This is a genomic window from Secundilactobacillus paracollinoides (assembly GCF_001702155.1).
Classification (GTDB): domain Bacteria; phylum Bacillota; class Bacilli; order Lactobacillales; family Lactobacillaceae; genus Secundilactobacillus; species Secundilactobacillus paracollinoides.
Map to the genome: position 1 here is coordinate 1,428,879 of NZ_CP014912.1, position 20,860 is coordinate 1,449,738.

Below are 20,860 nucleotides of genomic sequence, written 5' to 3' on the forward strand. Positions count from 1 at the left end.
TGTGCGAGTCGATGGAGATCCATTCGAGAGCTGCGCAGCAGAAATCGAATTAGCTTCATCGCGAGCCACTTCAGCGGAGTGCCAAATTGCGGAATGCAACGGACTATCACCTAAAATTGGAAAGATTTTTCGCCCTCAAAACGCCTTATTTTACACGCTATCTTCCCGCTGTTGCTTCCACAGAAGTATCTGAATCAGCAGCGGTTTCAGATTTTTTTACAGTTTGTTTGCTAGATTTAGACATGAATAAATTCATGAGAATGGCGCTGATAGCGCCGATCGTGATCGGTGAGCCTAACAGATATTGAATCATTTGTGGGGCTTCACTAACGACCTTTGAAGGTACCAGAACAACGGCCATGGTCAACACAATCGGAATTCCGATCACGTAGATGGCACTGTCTGAAGTGGCCAGATTACGAATGACGTTTAAGCCGTTCAACATGATGACCACACAGATAATGGAGTAAACACCGCCGATAACTGGTGCTGGAACAGCAGCCAAAAAGGCGGATAACTTGCCGCAGAAGCCTAAGACCATGAACCAGATACCAGCGGAGACGAAGACACGTTTGCTGGCAACACCAGTGACGGAAACGACACCAGCGTTGGTTGAGTACCCGGTCATTGGGGTGGCACCGAGAAGGGCTGAAATCAAACAGCTCAGACCTTCTCCGATGATCCCGCGGTTCCACTGCTTGTCGGTAATCTTTTCACCTGTAACGGCACTCATGGCGAACCATGTCCCGGTCGTTTCAGTGGTCAAAACCATGTAGATGACAACGAATGTCAAAATAGCTGGCAGTGAGAAGTGAAGGCCGTAGTGCAGTGACGTGTATTGCGGCAGTGCGAACCACGCCGCTTTTTGAACTGGGGTCCAGTCAAATTTACCCATGGCGGTTGCGACAATTGAACCGGCAATCAAGGCAATGACGATGGAACTCACCTTGAGCACTTTCTTCAATTGTGGTACCCGGACACTGAGAATAATTGCAAGTAACATAACGGCAGCAGTTGATGCTGCGATGATGATGTTGGTGTTCACATTACCGCCGGCGTGAAAAATGTTGTCATTCAAGGCGCCTGGCAATAAGGACAAGCCAACACAAGTGATGATGGTTCCGCCAACGATGGCGGGGACTAACAAGTTGATGATCTTTTGGAAGACGCCAGAGACGCCTAAGATAACCAGTAACAGAGATCCGACGACAAGCGAGCCAAGAACGGTCGCCATACCGCCGTGAACGCCGCCGTTAGCGAGGTAGACCCCAGCTACGGCGCCCACAGGAACGAACGAAGGCCCTTGTGATACGGGCAGCTTCATGAAGAATTTCGTTTGCAAGATCGTCCCGATACCGGCTGCGATGAAAGCAGCTTGAAGGAAACCAGTCTTTTGTGCGAGTGTCATTGACAACAGGCCGGCCATGATAAGTGGTGCGACGTAAACGTCCATTGCCAACACGTGTTGTAAGCCTAAAAATCCTGACTGAGTGTACGAAACTTTATCGTCTGGTCCATAAAGTAAGCCATTTTCATTGCGATTCATATGATTATAATTCTCCCTTGGTTTGTTTTCCTTGAACGTAAACTTGAACAATATCTTGTTCTTCTGTCTGATACAGTAACGCGTCAAAGATGTCGTCGTCCTTGTCAGGTGGAATTATGTGGGTCGACAATTGGACGATTTGGAGATCGGCCAGGTAACCTGGTGCGATCTTTCCAGTCTTAAGATGTAAACTTTCGGCACCGCCAAACGTTGCCATGTAAAACGCGGCCTTTGCGGTGATGGCACTGTTAGCCACACCGCGGTGATCAGCAGCTAGCTGATTATCCACGCCGTCTTGCAACATGCGAGAAGACATGACTGCTTGACGAATATTGTGATACAAACTTGGCGAATAACCACCAGAAATATCAGTTCCTAAGCCCATTTTGAGCTGGTGATTCAGGATCCGTTTCACTGGCAGCACAGCATTACCAAAGTAGACGTTTGAGATCGGGCAGTGCGCAATGGCAACCTGCCGGGTCTTAAACAACTGGTAATCCTGCTCGTTTAGTAGTGTTCCGTGAGCCATCACCGCTTTATCAGTGAGGAGGCCGTACCGGTCAAGTACGTCGGCGTCGCGCATATGGTAGTGCTCGAGCGCAAACCCGTTTTCCCAATCAGATTCACTGCAGTGGGATTGGACGGGCAAGTCGTACTTTTGAGCTAAATCGCCCAGCCCCTGCAAGGATGCCGGGGTACAACTTGGGACAAATCGCGGTGTGATCACCGGGGTTTGTTTCAAGTCAGTGGTGCGATTTAAATCTGCTAACTGATGGATAAACTGTTCAGTTTGGTCCACAGCGACCTGGGCGGATGCGTCCTGGTAATAAGTTGGCGTCTCCCTCGGATTTATCCATGGCAACTTTTCCGATAAATCCACGTTGACCATGTCTGATGCACGCTTTTGCCAGTTCAAGATTCGCTGGATTATGGATAGTGCCGAAGAAGAGCGCGGTGGTGGTCCCGTTACTGAGTAGTCTCGAGACCAGGGCATCGTAAATGCGTTTCGCGAACGCCGGGTCCGCATACTTAGCCTCCAGCGGGAAAGTATACGTATCAAGCCATTCGTTAAGTGGTCGATCCAGCGCCAGTCCGGCATTTGGCCATTGTGGCGCGTGGATGTGTAAGTCAATGAAACCGGGGAGTATATATTGATCGGCAGCGAGTGTCACCAGGGTATCAGACCTGGAAGCTGCCTGCCGGACTGACTCGAAGTCCGGTTCGGTTCGGGCAATGATTCGTTCAATGTAACCACTGTCGTCGATACAGATCAACTGGTGTTCCTGATAGGATACCGTGGTTGGACTGGTCGACGTAAAAAGGGAACCCTCAATGACTCTCATAAATGAAATCGGAATCGCCTCCATATTTAATTGACTTGAGCATTTGCAACCTTAGAAAAATTACAATAACGAACTTTCATTAGACACCCTAATGAAACATTCGCAGAAATGCTTTGTTGGCTATTATAAGCATTACAGGAGTAAGGTTCAACGGTTAAACACGAACTATTTAAATTCTAATTTTACAGTGAGTATTAATTTTGTAATATGAATTTTATTTATTGCTTAAAATCGCCGTGTGGCAGGGAATGTGCTCGGTTTCATGACCCTTAATAAATAGTCACTACTTGCATATTTAATCGAGATTGGGTAAGATTATCTCTAATGATATTTTAATCTTCTAATGACAATCTTATAATTTGGAGGGATGTCCATGGATACAGCACCAGTAAAACGCAGTGAAAAACGAATTGCCGCGAATATCTTCAAGGGATCGTTAGGAAACATGATCGAATGGTTTGATTGGTACGTTTACGCGTCATTTGCCGTGTACTTCTCGGCGGCCTTTTTCCCAGCTGAGGATAAAACGGCTGAGTTGCTATCAACCGCTGCCGTGTTTGCCGTCGGTTTTTTGATGCGGCCGCTTGGGTCGTTTGTGATGGGCCGGTTTGCGGATCGGCAGGGGCGTAAAGCTGCCCTGACTTTGTCCGTGACCATTATGGCCACCGGGTCGTTAGTGATCGCACTGACGCCAGCTTATAAGACGATTGGTGTTTGGGCACCCATCATTTTGGTTGTCACGCGGTTGTTTCAGGGACTGTCACTTGGCGGTGAGTACGGCACTTCGGCGACGTACCTGTCAGAAATGGCGTCTCCAAAACGGCGGGGGTTCTATTCGTCATTTCAATATGTGACCCTGATTTCCGGCCAGTTATTTGCGCTGCTGGTGCAGATTATTCTGCAGAGCTTTCTGTCAACGGCACAGCTCTATTCGTTTGGCTGGCGGATTCCGTTCGTGGTTGGTGCGATTGGCGCCGTTGGGGTCCTTTGGCTGCGGCTCACCATGGAAGAATCCGACCAGTTCAAAGCTAAGAACGCGAAAAACAAGAAGTCTGGGACAATGACCCTATTAATGAAGTATCCGAAACAATTCTTTACGGTCGTTGGGCTGACCTTTGGTGGGACGATCTGCTTCTATGCGTACACCACTTACCTCCAGAAGTTCATGATCAACACGACTGGGTTAAATGCGCGAGTTGTTGCCGTGATCAACTTTGCGGCGTTGTTGATCATGCTGATCTTGCAGCCGATTTTCGGTGCCTTGTCGGATAAAATCGGCCGGAAACCACTATTGCTGTGGTTCGGTATTGGCGGCACGCTGTTTACGGTGCCGATCTTCTCCATCTTGGCGCATGTGCATTCGTCCTGGGCTGCATTCTTCTTGATGCTGGCAGGGGTCGTGATCGTTTCCGGGTACACGTCGATCAACGCGATTGTTAAGGCGGAGCTGTTTCCTACTGAGATTCGGGCGCTAGGCGTTGGATTTCCGTATGGACTGACCGTTGCCATCTTTGGCGGAACCGTTGAATACGTTGCCCTTTGGCTGCGTTCCGTTAATTTGGAATCGTTATTCTTCTATTATGTAGCCTTTGCGACGTTTGTTTCCTTGATTGTTTACTGGCGGATGTTTGAAACGTCTAAACAGTCGACGATTGACGCTGAAGATGTCGACCATGACGCTGATGGGTCGCTTGGTCAGGTTCAGGGGCGTTAAGGTTTGGACGTGAATTTTGTTCCATGCAGTGACCTTGTTGATGATCACTGCTTCAAGAGTCTATTTTTAATCATTAAAAAAAGGTATCTAAGCAGTTGGACCACTGCTTAGATACCTTTAGTGTTTTAAAGCTCAATCAGTACCAATTGCAACGCTTTCGCGACGGCTTCCGCTCTCGTAAAGACGCCCAGTTTGTTGTAGATGCTAGTTAGATGGGACTTGATGGTGCGTTCGCTGACGGCTAAGTCTTCGGCGATTTCCTTACTATGGTAGCCTTGCGCTACCTGTGTTAAAATCGTGTGCTCTTTCTCAGATAACACGACTGTGGGTTGTGCTGGTTTGGGGGCAGCAAAGGCCTTACCAGCAATTCTTGGTTCAATGTAGGTCTCGCCCTTCATCGCACCGCGAATCACGCGTAGAATCGTTGCCTTATCCGCATCCTTTAATAAGAAGCCTTTCGCACCTAACTGCATCGCTTCTTGAATCGGTTTTTGGTCATCGAAGGTGGTCAGGACAATGACGGGTAAGTCCGGATTTGTCTCATGGAGTGATTTAATGAGGGCGATCCCGTCTAATTTCGGCATGCGAATATCTGTGATCACCAAGTCGGGGTGCAGGGCAGCAACCTTTTGCCGACCTGCTTCGCCATCGGCTGCGGTGCCGACCACGTTAATGTCAGTGACGGTTTCAAAAATGAGTTCGAGTCCCGCCCGTAAGATCTGGTGGTCGTCGACAATGAGGAGGTTGATCATTCTGCGAGTTCCTTTCTGTCTGCGGGCAGGGTCAGCGTGACGGTGGTGCCTTCATCAACGGCACTAATGACCGTAATGACGCCGTTTAGCCGGTCCGCGCGTTCATAGATACCCTGAAGACCGTAATGGCCAGTTTTCTTCAGGGCTTTTTTGTCGTGGGTGTTAAAGCCGGTGCCGAAATCGATAATTTTTAGTTTGAAAATATCATCTGTCAGACTGCCGCTAATGATGGCTTGGTCTGTCTGCGCGTGCTTTGCCACGTTGGTTAAGGCTTCCGTCACGATGCGAGTAATCTCGGTCAGCTGCGATGGGCTGTAATCCGGGATATCGTTTAACTGAATCGTGGTCGTGACCTGGTAATTCTTATGAATGGCGTCCGCAACCAACTGCAGGCGGACGGGGAGGCTTTCCTCCGTTGTGCTACGCAGATCCGTCAGCGTGATCCGTGACTCGTGCAGGGCAGTTCTGGCAGTGGTCATACTCGTGTTGATAATTTCTTCAGCCCGGTCAGCGTTGCCCTGGTCCAGAAAACTTTTAGCGGCTTCCAACTGCATAACGACGCCAGCCAATCCCTGCGTTAATGTGTCGTGCAGTTCACGCGCGACCCGTTGCCGTTCTGCGCGAACCGTCGATGCTTCGACCTGTTTGTAGGCCAACTGCAACTCAGTGTAGAGATTCTCCACACGTTCCCGTTCTTGGACCTGGTGTTGATAGAAACGCCAGTAGTAGAACACGATGGCCATTAGGAAAATGAAGCTCGACAACACAATGATGCCCTGAACCCAACCCACAATGGCGGTGTAGCCCACCCACATGCTGAGATAGGCGACTGTCAGGCAAGTCATGACCCGTCTTGAGTAGTGGTAGCCGATCATGGTCTCAATCATTAAAACTGGGTAGGTACCGACCATGATCACGGGCATGCTGCGGCTCAAAAACCCGGCGTAAATGAAAATCAGCATGATTGGACAGCCCGTTAAAAGCCAGTGGTGGCGCTGATATAGCCAGGGGCCAAACCAAATGGACAAAATGATGCTCGCCACGGCCATGATAATGAGCAACGGCCGAAACGATTGATTCACACTGACAAATTCGGGTGCGAATCGTTCACGCATATCAGATAGTTGGGGAATTGAGTTGACCACATAAATAGCCATGAATCCCAGCATGATCATCCAAATGATGAAGGGGCCACGAATGTTCCGCAGATTTTTAAGCGTCTGTTCCTCATTTTCAGGGGTCGGGTGCACGATAGTCACTTCCTTTACGTTTTTTTATTACCACCAATATAACCCAAAAACCCGCCGCGGGGTGGCCCGGACGGATTTTTGAGGAGAAATCTTGAGAAATTGTGCTGTTTGCAATTCATTAACGCTTTTGATTGGGTACTAAGATGACTTAGGACCCTTTAAATGCCGTTACATTCCGCAATTTGGCAGGCCGTCGAAGTGGCTCGCGATGAAGCTAATTCGATTTCTGCTACGCAGCTCTCGAATGGATCTTCATCGTCTCGCATATCAGTAACCGACCAAAGTACGGTCGCTAACTGATATCGACACCACAGCTCCGTGCCAAATTGCTCCATTCCACTGATGGTGAGCTTACTTTTTACTACTTGTTGAGCATCACATTGGCGTTAAACCAAGTTCGAAGAGAATCCGCCCTCAACTGCTAGTCAGATTATTAACAGGTATGCTTCTCACCATGTTTTAGTCACAAGTAGCGATTGATTAACAGGCTCCATGACACTTTTTTATGAAGTCTTACCATCTATGGCTGACGACTACAACTATCGTAGCGGAGTGGAGTCGTTCGGCATTGCAGGCAGTAGTGTCGGTGTTTGTTGGCGAGGGTCCTTTCCTCGCCTACAAACACGGGAGACGGAGGAGATCCTTGAATTTCTGAAAGAAATTCAATAGCTCCGGAGCGACCCACTACAGCCTGCAGAGCCGAATGGCGCAACGCAGCGGCATTTCACTTTAGTCCGCAGCCAAAGCATCGATCGGGTTCAGTTTAGCTGCCCGACGTGCTGGTAGGAAGGCGGTGACAAGTGAGATGACGACGCCGATGACGAAGACGGTCACAACGTTGCCGACTGTAATTTGGACAAAAGCGTAGTTCGCAATTGACGCCAGCATGTGATTAACGGTCACCTCCCCAATGAGGGCAATAACGGTGGCAAATGCTGCACTTAGTACACCGATGATCAGCGATTCACTGATGAATAATCGCCGGATGTCGCGTTTCGATTCACCCAACGCTCGGAGAATCCCGATTTCCTTAGTTCGCGCACTGACTGACATGTACATCGTGACGATGATCATCAAGGCGGAAACGACTAAGGAAATGGCGGCAATGGCCGAGAGAATGTTGGTTGCCAGTTTAACGTAAGTTTGAATCTTACTAATGATCGAGTTGACCGAGGTTGCGCTGTACAGGCGTTTATCGTTGGTCTTTAGTTGATTGATCTTCTTAGTGACCCCGTTGACGTTGCCGATCTTATCGACCTTCACAACGGTGCTGGTGGCCTTGTCACTCACGTTGGCTTTGTTCATTGCTGCGGTGAGGGTCTTGGTGCTAACAAAGTTGTCGCTTGCCATGCTGGCAGCCGCGGATTTACTGGTGATCCCGGCGATTTTTGCTTTGAATTTAACGGTCACTGGTTTGCCATTCTTGTTTGTTGTCTTGTAAGACAGTGTGATGGTTTTGCCAATCAGGTCTTTCCAATGATTTTTAGAGAGTGATTTGGCTACGCTGTCTTTATCGATAACGATCTCACCAGCCTTTGGTTTATGGCCGTATTTAATGGTGTTGGACGTTGCACTGGCATTCCAGTTTTGGAGGCTTGAGATCGTTGCCTTTTTGTCATTGTAGCTCGTGGTGACGCTGCTAGCCGTGTAGACCTTTGACACACCTGTCACGTGCTTGATGTTGCCAAGCTGTTTGAGTTGGGTCGCACTGAATGTCGGGGTACTGCTGCTGGCCGTTGAAGCGCCAGTCATGCTGGAAGCAGATTGCTGCATGGCCTGTTGCTGCTGGGCTTGCGCTTGTTTACTACTGCCACCGCTGCCGCTTGTACTTGCCGTGGCTGACTTTTGGTAACGGCTAATGCTGACTGCCGTGGGGTTCACGAGGTCGTTGACCTGCTTATTGATATACCCGCTGATCCCGTTTCCAAGACCTGAAAACAGCATGACAGCAAATAAGCCAACGGCGGTCCCTAAAACGATCAGTGAATTGCGCCAGAAGTTGAAGTTGAAGTGTTTGTAGGCGGTCGTGTAGGATACCGCAGCCGGTAGCAGGCGCGATTTTAACCGTGGCGTATCGGTCACTGGATAGGCGTCTCGCAGCTTGGTATCCTTATCGATCTTTCCATCCGCCAAATGCACGATCCGGGTTCCAGCGTCCGCAACGGATTGCGAGTGGGTCACAGTGATGACCAGCCGGCCTTCTTGTGCGATGCCGTCGAGAATCTCCAGCACTTCCTTAGTGTTTTCGGAATCCAGGGCGCCGGTTGGTTCGTCAGCGATAATGACTTTCGGGTCACTGGCAAGCGCCCGGGCAATGGCTACCCGCTGTTTTTGCCCACCGGAAAGCTGGTTGGGATACTTGTGTGCCTGATCTTTCAGACCAACGCGGTCGAGAAGTTCGGCAGCGCGTTTCTTTTGGTCAGCCTTAGATAACGTGGTCATGTCAAGTGGAATCAGCACGTTATCCATGACGGTCAGGTGACCGATCAAGTTGTAGGCCTGGTAAATGTAACCGATCGTGTCGCGCCGGTAGTGGTCAAGCGCTTTTTCGTCGCTGTGATTCAGCCGCGTGCCATCAACGGTCACGCTGCCTTGAAACTGGCGATCCAGACCGCCGATAATATTCATTAGGGTGGATTTTCCACCGCCAGATTCGCCCAGGATGGAAACAAACTCACCCAGATCGAAATTTAAATCGATTCCCTTTAAAACGGGAAATTCTTCCTTACCTAAATAGTAGGATTTGTGAATGTCTCTTAGCTCTAAATAACTCAATGTCTGCCTCCCGCAATGTTGTTCGATTAACTGTGACCAACTATACGGGTTATTTGTGTTGCCCACATCGGCCAAAAGACCAACTGGGGGTTCCCTTTTGGGCAAATGTCATTTTTTTGAAACGATTTTGCGGGTCTCAGCCATCGACTGCGTAGGTATGACTAGAGCGGTTAAATCTAAAGGAGTGATGATGATGTTCAGATCTTATTGGAAGTTTTATGTCATTGGAATGGTGGCACTGTTGATGATGGAGGTGGGTGGCGTGATAACGCACGACAGCGCCATAAGGACGACAGCGGATGCGACCCAAGTGAGTCAGGCAGCCCCGGCGATGGCGGTACCACTTCGCCGGATGAGTAACGGCTTTAAGTCTGGTGGCGCCTACGTGACCCCGGCAGCTTACCGGTGGGCAGACCGTGTCGTGACCTATCGCATTACGGATAGATCGGCATACTACCGACAAATTTGGCAACGCGCGGTGCAACATTGGAATGCGGCGGGGGTGGTATCGCTGATTTCGGCACAGCCGGGGGCTCCGGCTGAGTTGCAGATGTCGGCAGTGACGCCAATTCCTACGGGGTATGGGCAAATTATTGGACTGACCTATACGTCATACCATCGTAATACGCAAATTGGCAACCGGCCGGTGCTTGCGAGCGCCCATTCATACCTATATAAGCGCGTTGCAAAGCAAATGGCCTATTCGCAGGTCGAACGCGAGCACGTGGCAGAGCATGAGATCGGGCATGCGCTGGGCCTGACGCACGCGGCGAGCAAACGCAGCGTTATGTATTATGCTAATCGGCAATCAGCAATCACGTTGGCGGATGTTGCTGGGTTGAAACAAGCCTATCAATAGAAAAAAGGTTTATTTTGAAATTTATAAGCAACAACTCGAAAAGAAAATGGCGGAAATAAGGTCATGTATCCGTTTTAAAAATCCATATTTTTGAAATAAATGACACTTAAATTAGAAAAACTCGACAATTCAAGACGATAATGTATTCAATTAAAAACTTTTTTGGCTAAAACTTACGGTTGAAATACTTAACAATATAAGTATTTGAGTACAACTGAATTCGATTACATTACCAGTGATGCGCAATTCAGTGTTTTAACAGTAAATCACAAACTTTCCAAGTGTTTTCATTTTTTCAAAATCGGTGAAAATATTGAATGGTATTTCATTTCAGCAACGGGTATGATACATATCGTTGCTCAAGTTTGAAACACAAACAAGACAACGCGTATCACCAAGTTGTTTGAATCGTCCAAATTTTTCTGGTTGGGGAACCGGTTGAATTTGACCATTCGGACCACCGGGCGGAGCCGGTGGTTGTAACAATGACGCGATACTATAGGATGGCAACTCTTAGTTGGGATTAGGGCCCCGACATTTTTTATTCAGAGTTTATGAAAAAGCACAGCAAAAGACATCGAGCCGTGAAAAACGGCAATTATTTTTCATTAAACGATTGAATAAAAAAGGGAGTTCTACCATGACTAACAACCATTTCACCAAAATTTTAACCATTGCTGCAACTGTATTAACGATGACGACCGGTGCTGTTCAAGCAACCGCTGATGCCACAGCGTCTTCTAACGATGTTGTGAAAACTGTCTCTGACGCAACGGCGGCCACAGGTCACTCGAAAGCAGCAGCCATCACCAGTCTTGCCCACATGTCATTCGGGTTCAAGACCGGTGCTAACATGACCACACCGGCAACGTACCGGTGGACCAGCAAGACCATTACTTATAAAATAAACGATAAATCAACGTACTATAAACAGGTTTGGAACAGTGCTGTGAAACACTGGAATGCCACGAAGGTGGTTAAATTAGTGCCCGTCCAAGCTGGCAAGACAGCCAACATTACGTTAGCTTCAGCGAACAGTGACACGACCAAGACCTCTGGTGACATTGTCGGGATGACGTTTAGTTCTTATCACACCACTCAAAAGATGGGGAACCTAAACGTGATGGCGGGTGCGACCTCATACGTTTACAAAAATATTGCGAATAAAATGCACTATTCACAACTGGATCGCGAACACGTTGCTGAACACGAACTTGGCCATGCGCTGGGGTTGGAACACGCCGATACCAAAAAGAGCGTGATGTACTATGCGAACCGGAGCTCGGCGATTACGAGTACCGATGTTAAGGGATTGAAAGCTGCTTATCAGGGACAGTAGTGGAAAAAAGGGAACCAGTTATAAAAAACTGGTCCCCTTTTTTTCTCTCGAACTGGCCCTTGGGAAATACCAGCCATGTCGTATACTGAATTTGTTATCAAAGTATTGCGGACCAGGCCTGGGCAAGCACCTTGATACCGGCGATGATGTGGTCGTCGTCTGTTTGACGAAAACTGAATACGATACTTTTATATGCCGGCTTGCGGTTGCGCCAGCAGCGGTCTGGGTTTACCAACCCGACGCCTGCTTGACCTGCAACATCAATTAAATGATCAACAGTAGCATCACTGTTGACATGAAAGACTGCGAAACTACCTGCTGCCGCGCCCATGGGTGTGAGCTTGTCGCCGAAGGTTTCAGCAACCAGACTATTGATGAGTTGACGACGATTATTGTACACGATGGTTAACTGACGGATGAACCGTTCCAGATCATCGTTTGCAATGAGTTGAGACAGAATCTGTTGTTGCCATTGTGAATTACGGTTGGGTAAATGGCGATATGTCGTTTGAAATGAGGCTACCAGAGCTTCTGGTAACACAAGGACGCCCAAGCAAAGCGACGATCCCAGTGTTTCATCGTAGTTGGTGTAGTAAAAACAATTCTGACCACCCATTTCATGGAAAATTGCGGGAGCAGCTTGACCGGAATAGGAGAGTGAGCCATCCGTATCGAGTTCGATCAGGTAGCAATCATCTGCAAGCAGTTTATGAGCTAATTCCTGACGCTGTGCCATGCTGAGACCTTCGCCTGATGGGAAGTTGTGCGTGGGTGCCAACAGGTACGCTGCTGTCTTTGGCAAACGTTGCCAGTCACGGAATGGCATCGTCGGGATATTGAGCGACGTCCACACATCCCGGGCGTTTGGCGCCACAGGTTCGGCCACCGCCAACGTCGTTTTCCGCCATTCAGGCATGAGTCTTGCAATGATGCTGGCGGCTTCATTAAAGCCGCTCGTGATCACGATCTGTTCCGGCGTCACATCAATATTTTTTAACCGGTTCAGGTAGGTCACCAGCTGCTGGCGGTATTCCAGATCGCCGTTCACCGGTTGGATATGCTCGATTCCATGGCTCATGACCCGTTCCTCCGCCGATAACCAGGCCTGTTTTGGAAACAACCGTAAATAGTCAAAGTTTTCTGTGAAATCGTATTGAAACGCGCCGCGATGTACCGAACGCTGCGTTGCCGGCTTTTCTTCAACAACAAATGGTAAGTGGTGGGTGACGTGGTAACCGGCGCCAGGTCTGCTCACCAGATAGCCTTCAGCTACCAGATCCTGGTAGGCGTGATCCACAGTGTTTCGGCTAACAGCCAGTTCCTGTGATAAGTATCGCGTACTGGGCATTGCTTGCCCCGGTTGTCGCACGCTAGTTTCGATCTCGGCGCGAATTTGCCGGTATAACTGCAAATAAATTTTCTCGCCGCCATTGCGATCAATGAGTAACATAGCATCACTTCCAACTCTGTTTTGACACTATTGTACCAAGAAAGGAAAACACAATGAAAATTTTATTGATCAACGCACATCCAGATTATCGTAACACTGCTCGGACCATTAACCAGTTAAATGCGCACGCTGTCGCGGAAATTAAACGACTGGCACCGACTGCCGATGTCGACCAGCTAACCTTGTACGATCCGGCAACCGTTTTGCCACAAATTACTGAAACAAGTTTGATGCACCCCGACACGGTTGAAGACAGACAAAATGAACTGATTGAGCAGTGGAAGGCTGCGGATGTCGTCCTCATCATGATGCCGCTGCATAATTTTAATGTGGTGACAAAGTTGAAGGACTATATCGATAACATTTTGATTGCAAACAAGACCTTTAAGTATACGGCCGATGGTTCGGTAGGGCTGTTAGATGGCAAGCAACATGTGGCCTATATTCAGTCAAGCGGTAGTGATTACGAGCATGACATCCGGTATATCAATGCGGATATTGCGCCACACTATGTGCGGACCATTTTGAACTTTATGGGAATCTCTCAGATGACGTTGATTCGGGCTGAGGGATTGGATTTAGTTGGGAATGATAAAGCGGCCATTGTTGAGGGGACTAAGCGGGAGTTGTCGGGGTATTTGGCGGATGTTTTAGGGTAGATTAAAACCACCTGAACTTGGGATTATAGTCCTTGTTTAGGTGGCTTTTCTTGGGATAAGTGCGATTTAAGATTGTGCACTTCTGTCCTCGAGCCGAAACGTGCTACAGAAGGGCAAGGAGTCCCACTATGCTCCACTCCTTGGGCGCCCCTGGTTTCGCACTCGTGGATGGCTTCCTTTATTGTTGAAAGGTGCGATTAACACAGTGCATTACTGTCCTCGAGCCGAAACGTGCAAAAAAGGGCAGGGAGTTGCACATAAGCCGACTCTGACACAAATTCCAAGCCCAGGAATTTCTGTCAGAGTCAACTTATGCTCCACTCCCTGGGCGCCCTTTTTTGCACTCGTGGGTGTTTTATTCTTTAGTCGAAAGGTGCGATTAAGATTGTGCACTGCTGTCCTCGAGCCGAAACGTGCTACACGGGGCAAGGAGTTGCACCTAGTGGACTTCGGTCACAAATTCCCAAGCCCAGGAATTTATGACCAAAGTCCACTAGGCTCCACTCCTTAACCGCCCCTGGTTTCGCACTCTACAAAAAAACACCGCGATCATATTTCGCGGTGTCTCTCTTAAACGGTATCAGCTAGTTAGCCATACGCTCCGTAGCTGATGCCTTAAGATTATTTCCAATAGTCAAAAAGCATCACCTCCTTTATTTATTGCCAATAGAATACTGCGAATAAAAAAGAAAGTCAACAGATGTTACTCATCTGTAATTTTGATTAGTCAAACTCTTCGTATTCGTTAGGATCTTGGCCATCGACACGGCCATCAGCCTTGTTTAAACGATTAATATCTTCAATCTCATCTGGTGTTAATTCAAAATCAAAGATGTCCAAATTTTGACGTTGGTGTTTCAAACTGCTGGATTTTGGCAACGGCACGATACCGCGTTGGGTGTGCCAGCGCAGGATGATTTGGCCGGTGTTTTTGCCATACTTTTTGGCGAGTTCCTGGATAACTGGTTCTTTCAGCGAGGCACTGCCGCGACCCAGTGGACTCCAGGCTTCTGTCGCGATGCCACGTTCTTGGTCAGCCTTTAAACCCGCTTCGTTGATCCAGTATGGGTGGACTTCAATCTGGTTAACCGCGGGCGTGACACCCGTTTCGTTTATCAGTCGGTCCAAATGGGCTGGTTCGAAGTTTGAAACCCCGATTGACCGGATGAGACCCAATTTTTGCGCGGTGATCATTGCGCGCCATGCTTCAACGTAGTGGTCGCGCTTTGGCAGGGGCCAATGAATCAAAAATAGGTCGAAGTAGTCCAATCCCATGCGGGCAAGGGACTCTTCAATGGCGTTCAATGCGTCGTCATATTTGTGATATTTGCCAGGCAATTTTGAGGTAATAAAGAACTCGCTGCGAGGCACACCAGATAACCGGACAGCCTTGCCGACGATGCCTTCATTATCGTAGTTTGTTGCACTGTCGAGGGATCGATAACCGTCGTGGATGGCGGATAAGATTTGGTGCAGGCCGGCGCCACCACGAATTTGGTAAGTGCCCAGACCGATTTTTGGCAATAGGTTGCCATCGTTTAATTCAAAGTTTGGTGTTGTCATGTGTAAAACCTCCTGTGAAATAACGCAATACCTCTTTAGCATGTCGCTTAAGGCTAAAAAATGCAACCATTTTGAGTTGCCTTCTCACATTTACACAACCTTTACAAGAACAACATCATTTCTTTACATTGGTTGGCTATACTGAGGTTATCGGCTGAATTGTCGATAACCTTTCTTTGGTGATTCATCCCGCTTACATCCCTTGTGAGGTTTTCTTTTTGGGGGAACCCAGCTGAAAACCTTACTTTTACGCAATTAAAAAACACATCGGTCTGCATGAGCCGATGTGTTCTAAAAAAATGATCATGTTGAGTTAACCATTTACTGCCTGTTTTGTCCTGAAATTGTGCTTCAAATGCGGCCATACCAATTTGTCTGACATCGCAATGAAGAAGCCATTTCCGATGATTGAGCAGATGGTCCCGATATTCACTGACAAGATTTCATGAGTGAAAATAAACGCAATAATGATGGCAATCAACGGTGGAATAAAATCAATCAATTGAGATGCCGTTGCATTCCCTTTAAGATACAGGAACCGCAGAATATTTGTTGTGTCATCATTGGGGTGCATCACGATATTTGCGCGTTGATAGAGGGAAATCCCAATACAGAAAACGATGATGCCGCCAATACTTAACAGGGCACGCCAGAAAATGTTCAGACCACCAACGCCCATCGCATCAAAAAAGGACACGAAGAAGGAAACAAAGTAACTGAAAAACATGGCATAGATGATTTCACCGACCATCCGTGGAATGTCCAAATGACGAATGAGGACTTGATTTGTGAGTGTATTCAACACACCGATGATCATGAGAATGACCCCGATGTTGACCCCGAGCCAGTGACTCAGGTTTACGGCGGAAGCGGTCCATAGACCACTTCCCATATTTGCTGAAACGGCTAGAGCGTTCCCGGAGGCATTTAGCAGCAGCCCCACGACTAGACCAATTAAACGATCTCTTAAATTATTTTTAATGGGTGTCGTCTCCAGTTAGTTTCGTTATCAAACCAATACTAGCACATCAAAGAAACCCTTTTCAATGCTGAAAAAACAGTGAATTAAAATTTGGCTGTTTGCAAGTGAGCGTTGTTGTACCAGTGCTGGACACGATTTTTAGTTGTATCTTCAATCGTTAGTCAACGAACACCGGTATGCTTGACATCACGGATGAACAATAAGTAAAAAAGAGGGATGATATAAGTTAAAAAGGTTAGGCTAAAATTGAAAAACAAATCACAATTTGGCTCTGAAAATTGACCATTTTTTACTTAAAAACACCTAAACAACTCATTTTGACTTTTGGTTAAATGTGTTTTTGAGTGATTATTTTGAAATTTTTTACTGAAGGCCTTTATAGAAAGAAGGCGTTTTTTAAAAATTCATTCAGGAAATATTGTTTGACTTTCTAAACAATTCCAGTTATATTTAAGCCATCAAATTACAGGAGGTTACACGATGACTCAATTTACGTTCAGTGCAGTACAAAATAACTGTTGTCGGATGTCGCGTTTTTGGCGATGTTCGGCCTGTTAAGCATTGACTTTTTGAGGGTAGTGTATCCGAAAAGTCCTGCTAGCTCAGGCTAGACATGGACTAAGGGCGCGAGAATTCATTTCGAATTCCGCGCCCTTTTTGTAGTTTCAGGAAGGAAGAAAACCGATGATCATTCAAAGCGTGTCACAACTTATTGGCAACACACCGTTACTTGAACTCCCAATTGACGTCCCAAATGGCAGTCATATTTACGCCAAACTGGAAATGTTTAATCCCGGTGGCAGCATCAAGGACCGGTTGGGACAGTACCTGATTCAAGATGGTATCGACAAGGGTAAAATCAACGACCAGACAACGATTATTGAACCAACGGCAGGCAATACCGGCATTGGTGTTGCCTTGGCAGCACAACAGCACCATTTGCCAACGATTCTCGTTGTACCAGAGAAGTTCAGCTACGAAAAACAAACGTTGATGCGCGCTTTGGGAGCAACCATCGTCAACACTCCTTCCGAAGGCGGCATCAAAGAAGCCATTCAAAAAGCACGTGAGATTGCAGCTGATACGCCAAACAGTTACGTGCCGATGCAGTTTGAAAACCCTGCGAACCCAGCAACGTACTACCACACGTTAGCGCCGGAACTGATTGCTGATCTGGGTGATCAAGGCATCGACGCGTTCGTTGCGGGTGCTGGCAGCGGCGGCACCTTCGCCGGCATTGCCAAGTACCTGAAAGAGCAGAATCTCAAAACGAAGAGCATCGTCGTTGAACCAGAGGGCTCGATCTTAAACGGCGGCCCTGCTCACAGTCATCGTACCGAGGGTATCGGCGTTGAATTCATTCCGCCGTTTTTCCAGGAGGTGACCATTGATGAAACGCTGACGATTCCGGACGCGGATGCCTTTGAACAGGTTCGCCAAATGGCGGCAACACAGGGATTATTTATCGGCAGTTCCAGCGGTGCAGCCTTGGCGGCCAGCCTGAAGGTTGCCGAAGAACTACCAGCTAACAGCACCATCGTGACCGTTTTCCCAGACAGCAGTGAACGGTACATGAGCGAGCATATTTACGAAAAAGAAGCTTAATAGTCAAAAAATGGAGGATGACCTTATGAAATTTGAAACGAAATTATTACACGGTGGTATCAGTGAAGATGCAGAAACAGGCGCAACGTCGATTCCAATCTACATGGCCTCAACGTTTCATCAGCAAAAAATCGGTGAAAACAAGTACGAATACTCCCGGACAGGCAACCCAACTCGGGACGCTGTGGAAGCCTTGATTGCCGACCTTGAAGGCGGCACTGCCGGTTTTGCGTTCGCTTCCGGGTCAGCCGCTATTGATACAGTTTTCTCCATGTTCTCGGCGGGCGACCACTTCATCGTTGGTAACGATGTGTACGGTGGCACGTTCCGCCTGATCGATAGCGTCCTGAAGCGCTTTGGCATGACTTTTACGGTAGTCGATACTCGCGATCTTAACGCGGTGGAAGCTGCCATCACCCCAGCAACGAAGGCCATTTATCTGGAAACCCCAACGAACCCGTTGTTGAAGGTGACGGACATTGCCGCGGTCGCAAAAATTGCGAAGAACCACGAACTCCTGAGCATTATTGATAACACCTTCTCATCCCCATATGTTCAGCGACCGTTGGAACTGGGCGTGGATATCGTTTTACACAGCGCATCGAAGTACCTTGGCGGCCATTCTGACGTCATCGCCGGCGTTGTGGTTGTTCGTGATCCAGAACTCGCAGAACGGATCGGGTACCTGCAAAACGCCATCGGCAGCATCCTGGCACCGCAGGAATCCTGGTTGCTGCAACGCGGGATGAAGACGCTGGCCATCCGGATGCAGGCGCACCTCGCTAACGCCCAGAAGGTCTTTGACCACCTCAGCGACCAGCCATCCGTTGCGAAGATCTACTACCCAGGCGACCCGAACAATCCCGATTATGAAGTAGCAAAAAAGCAGATGCACGGGTTTGGTGCCATGATCTCGTTTGAACTGCAACCAGGGTTAGATCCAAAGAAGTTCGTGGAAAACTTGCAGGTTATCACGTTAGCTGAGAGTCTGGGCGCTCTGGAAAGCCTGATTGAGATTCCAGCACTGATGACGCACGGGGCCATCCCACGTGAGATTCGGTTGGAAAACGGTATCAAGGATGAGCTCATTCGCTTGTCGGTCGGCATCGAAGACAGCAATGATCTTTTGGCTGACCTTGACCGCGGGTTTACCAGCGTCCAACAGGGGAAAGACCATGTTACAGACAGCACGCGCCATTCTTAAGCGTGACCCCGCAGCGCACAGCCTGTGGGAAGTGCTGCTGACCTATCCGGGACTGCACGCGTTGTTCTGGCACCGAATCGCTCATTTTCTAGCGGGGCACGGCCGCTACATTCTGGCAGCGCTGGTCAGTCGGTATTGCACGCACCGGACTGGCGTGATCATTGCGCCGGAAGCGCAGATCGGTAAACGGGTGTTTATCGACCACGGCACCGGCGTGGTGATCGGTGCTACGGCCATCGTGGAAGACGATGTCACGATTCTGCACGGCGTCACGCTGGGCGCACGTGATAGTGAGGTTGACGGCAGACGGCACCCAATCGTTCGGCAAGGCGCATTCATTGGCGCTAACGCCCAGATACTCGGTCCCATTTCGGTGGGTCGACGCAGTAAGGTCGGTGCCGGCGCAGTCGTTTTAAAGGATGTGCCGGACAACATGACCGCCGTGGGTAATCCCGCTCGACTCGTCACCCATAAACGCACGGGATGGGTGACTTACCGGTACAGCGAGATGATCGTTGGTCAGCGGATGGAAGGGTAGTTTGAGTTGCGTTAGTGAAGTGCGCGACAGAAACGATTATATATGAAGAAAAGTTCGCAGTCTTGTTGGCTGCGGACTTTTTGATTGGTTAAACAAGGCACTTAATACTGCCAAAGTACATTTTTGAGCTTGTACCAGAAATGATTGTAAATTCTTATAATGACATCAAACTGTAATCGTTTCCAACACCAGTTCAAGATATAATAGGGGCAAATATAGCAGGTGACGGACAGCCAGAATTGTTTTGATCGTTAGTAGGGTCACTTGTCAGCGAATAGCGGGCAAGAATGGATAACACATAAAACAAACGCGGGGGTGCGCTTATGGTAAATCTGTTGGATCAGCAACCTTTGGTAATTGATGGCGGCATGGCGACCGAGTTAAGCAAACAGGGGATCGACACGACGAGTCCCCTCTGGTCGGCGATGGCAGCGGCTAAATTTCCCAATGCAGTACAGGGGGTTCACCGTCAGTACTTTGAAGCTGGTGCTAGTGTTGCGACAACGGATAGTTTTGTAGCGAGTATCCCAACCTTAGTCAACGCAGGGATGTCCTTGACAGATGCCCGCCACTTGGTGCGAGCAACCGTTAAATTAGCAAAACGGGCTCGGGATGCCTATCGAGCAGACAGCGGAAGCGAACGGCCGCTACTGATTGCTGGCGGCGTTGGTCCGTATGCGGAATACAGTGATGATCCAAGCAAGTCAGTCGGCAATTACGCGCTAACGATACCGGAATATCAGCGATTTCACCGGGAGCGGATGCAGTTATTGGCAGCGGCCGGCGTGGATCTATTTGCGTTTGAAACGCAACCGAACTTTACTGAAACACAGGCGTTAACGGAACTGCTGGAGTGTGAATTTCCTGATAAAACGGCCTGGCTATCGTTTAGTGTGGACGACCAGGGCAACCTATGGGATGGTACGCCGTTGTGGGAAGCCGTATCCTACTTTGAACCGCACCCACAGATCGAAGCTATCGGTGTTAATTGTTTGGCGCCAGACGATATTTTAGACATGGTGGCAACAATCAAACAGGTGACGACAAAACCAATTATTGTGTATCCCAACAACGGGGCGGTCTTTGACGCAGAGACGCAAACCTGGTCAGTGGATGATCAGACACCGACGCTCGCATCCCTTGCGCCACAGTGGTTAGCGGCCGGTGTCAGCATCATTGGCGGTTGCTGCGGCACAACGCCTGACGACATTCACTCATTAGCGCGTGTCGTTAATAAAACATCAGTTAAATAATCAACAAATGTTCCTTATAATGTTTGAT

At 48.5% G+C, this 20,860-nt stretch carries 15 protein-coding genes and 1 pseudogene; 8 read left to right on the plus strand and 8 right to left on the minus strand.

Features of this window, described 5'->3' with window-relative positions:
• Positions 1-157: 157 nt before the first annotated feature.
• A complete protein-coding gene (locus AYR61_RS05990; RefSeq protein ID WP_065902133.1) occupies positions 158-1,546 on the minus strand; it encodes a uracil-xanthine permease family protein in 1,389 nt (462 codons plus the stop codon).
• Between the two features lie 4 nt (positions 1,547-1,550).
• Positions 1,551-2,913, minus strand: a pseudogene (gene guaD, locus AYR61_RS05995) (guanine deaminase).
• 349 nt (positions 2,914-3,262) lie between these two features.
• Here guaD and AYR61_RS06000 point away from each other — a divergent pair.
• Positions 3,263-4,603: an MFS transporter gene (locus AYR61_RS06000; protein ID WP_156652776.1), complete on the plus strand. Its 1,341-nt coding sequence runs from the start codon at positions 3,263-3,265 to the stop codon at positions 4,601-4,603.
• 125 nt (positions 4,604-4,728) lie between these two features.
• Here the strand turns inward: AYR61_RS06000 and AYR61_RS06005 are convergent, their stop codons facing one another.
• From AYR61_RS06005 to AYR61_RS06015, 3 genes are all read right to left on the minus strand, one after another.
• On the minus strand, positions 4,729-5,355 hold the full coding sequence (locus AYR61_RS06005) for a response regulator transcription factor (protein ID WP_054711905.1): 627 nt from the start codon (positions 5,353-5,355) through the stop codon (positions 4,729-4,731).
• Positions 5,352-6,614: a sensor histidine kinase gene (locus tag AYR61_RS06010; RefSeq protein WP_191982289.1), complete on the minus strand. Its 1,263-nt coding sequence runs from the start codon at positions 6,612-6,614 to the stop codon at positions 5,352-5,354. The genes AYR61_RS06005 and AYR61_RS06010 overlap by 4 nt, the downstream gene beginning before the upstream one ends.
• 720 nt (positions 6,615-7,334) lie before the next feature.
• The gene (locus AYR61_RS06015) at positions 7,335-9,380 is read right to left on the minus strand and encodes an ABC transporter ATP-binding protein/permease (RefSeq protein ID WP_065902134.1); all 2,046 of its coding nucleotides are present in this window, start codon (positions 9,378-9,380) and stop codon (positions 7,335-7,337) included.
• Between the two features lie 187 nt (positions 9,381-9,567).
• On the opposite strand from AYR61_RS06015, the gene AYR61_RS06020 reads away from it, so the two are divergent.
• On the plus strand, positions 9,568-10,239 hold the full coding sequence (locus AYR61_RS06020; protein ID WP_191982290.1) for a matrixin family metalloprotease: 672 nt from the start codon (positions 9,568-9,570) through the stop codon (positions 10,237-10,239).
• A 640-nt stretch (positions 10,240-10,879) separates the two neighbouring features.
• Entirely contained in the window at positions 10,880-11,578 is a 699-nt protein-coding gene (locus AYR61_RS06025; protein WP_065902136.1) for a M57 family metalloprotease, read from the plus strand.
• A 97-nt stretch (positions 11,579-11,675) separates the two neighbouring features.
• On the opposite strand, the gene AYR61_RS06030 is transcribed toward AYR61_RS06025, so the two are convergent.
• Positions 11,676-13,028 carry an aminotransferase-like domain-containing protein gene (locus tag AYR61_RS06030; protein WP_056987028.1) on the minus strand — a complete coding sequence of 451 codons (1,353 nt, stop codon included), beginning with the start codon at positions 13,026-13,028 and terminating at the stop codon, positions 11,676-11,678.
• A gap of 53 nt (positions 13,029-13,081) precedes the next feature.
• Here AYR61_RS06030 and AYR61_RS06035 point away from each other — a divergent pair, with 53 nt between their 5' ends.
• Entirely contained in the window at positions 13,082-13,687 is a 606-nt protein-coding gene (locus AYR61_RS06035) for an FMN-dependent NADH-azoreductase (RefSeq protein WP_054711894.1), read from the plus strand.
• Positions 13,688-14,410: 723 nt separating this feature from the next.
• Here the strand turns inward: AYR61_RS06035 and AYR61_RS06040 are convergent.
• Together AYR61_RS06040 and AYR61_RS06045 are read right to left on the minus strand one after the other, a co-directional pair.
• Positions 14,411-15,250, minus strand: coding sequence for an aldo/keto reductase (locus tag AYR61_RS06040; RefSeq protein WP_054712414.1), 840 nt, complete (start codon positions 15,248-15,250; stop codon positions 14,411-14,413).
• Between the two features lie 313 nt (positions 15,251-15,563).
• On the minus strand, positions 15,564-16,142 hold the full coding sequence (locus AYR61_RS06045) for a hypothetical protein (protein WP_065903832.1): 579 nt from the start codon (positions 16,140-16,142) through the stop codon (positions 15,564-15,566).
• 774 nt (positions 16,143-16,916) lie between these two features.
• Here AYR61_RS06045 and AYR61_RS06050 point away from each other — a divergent pair.
• The 4 genes from AYR61_RS06050 (at position 16,917) to mmuM (ending at position 20,832) form a co-directional block, all read left to right on the plus strand.
• Complete coding sequence (locus AYR61_RS06050; RefSeq protein ID WP_065902140.1) at positions 16,917-17,837, plus strand: PLP-dependent cysteine synthase family protein; 921 nt, start codon at positions 16,917-16,919, stop codon at positions 17,835-17,837.
• Between the two features lie 25 nt (positions 17,838-17,862).
• A complete protein-coding gene (locus tag AYR61_RS06055; RefSeq protein WP_065902142.1) occupies positions 17,863-19,041 on the plus strand; it encodes a trans-sulfuration enzyme family protein in 1,179 nt (392 codons plus the stop codon).
• The gene (epsC, locus tag AYR61_RS06060) at positions 19,013-19,579 is read left to right on the plus strand and encodes a serine O-acetyltransferase EpsC (RefSeq protein WP_054712422.1); all 567 of its coding nucleotides are present in this window, start codon (positions 19,013-19,015) and stop codon (positions 19,577-19,579) included. The genes AYR61_RS06055 and epsC overlap by 29 nt, the downstream gene beginning before the upstream one ends.
• A 323-nt stretch (positions 19,580-19,902) precedes the next feature.
• Entirely contained in the window at positions 19,903-20,832 is a 930-nt protein-coding gene (mmuM, locus tag AYR61_RS06065) for a homocysteine S-methyltransferase (RefSeq protein WP_054712425.1), read from the plus strand.
• Positions 20,833-20,860: the final 28 nt, after the last annotated feature.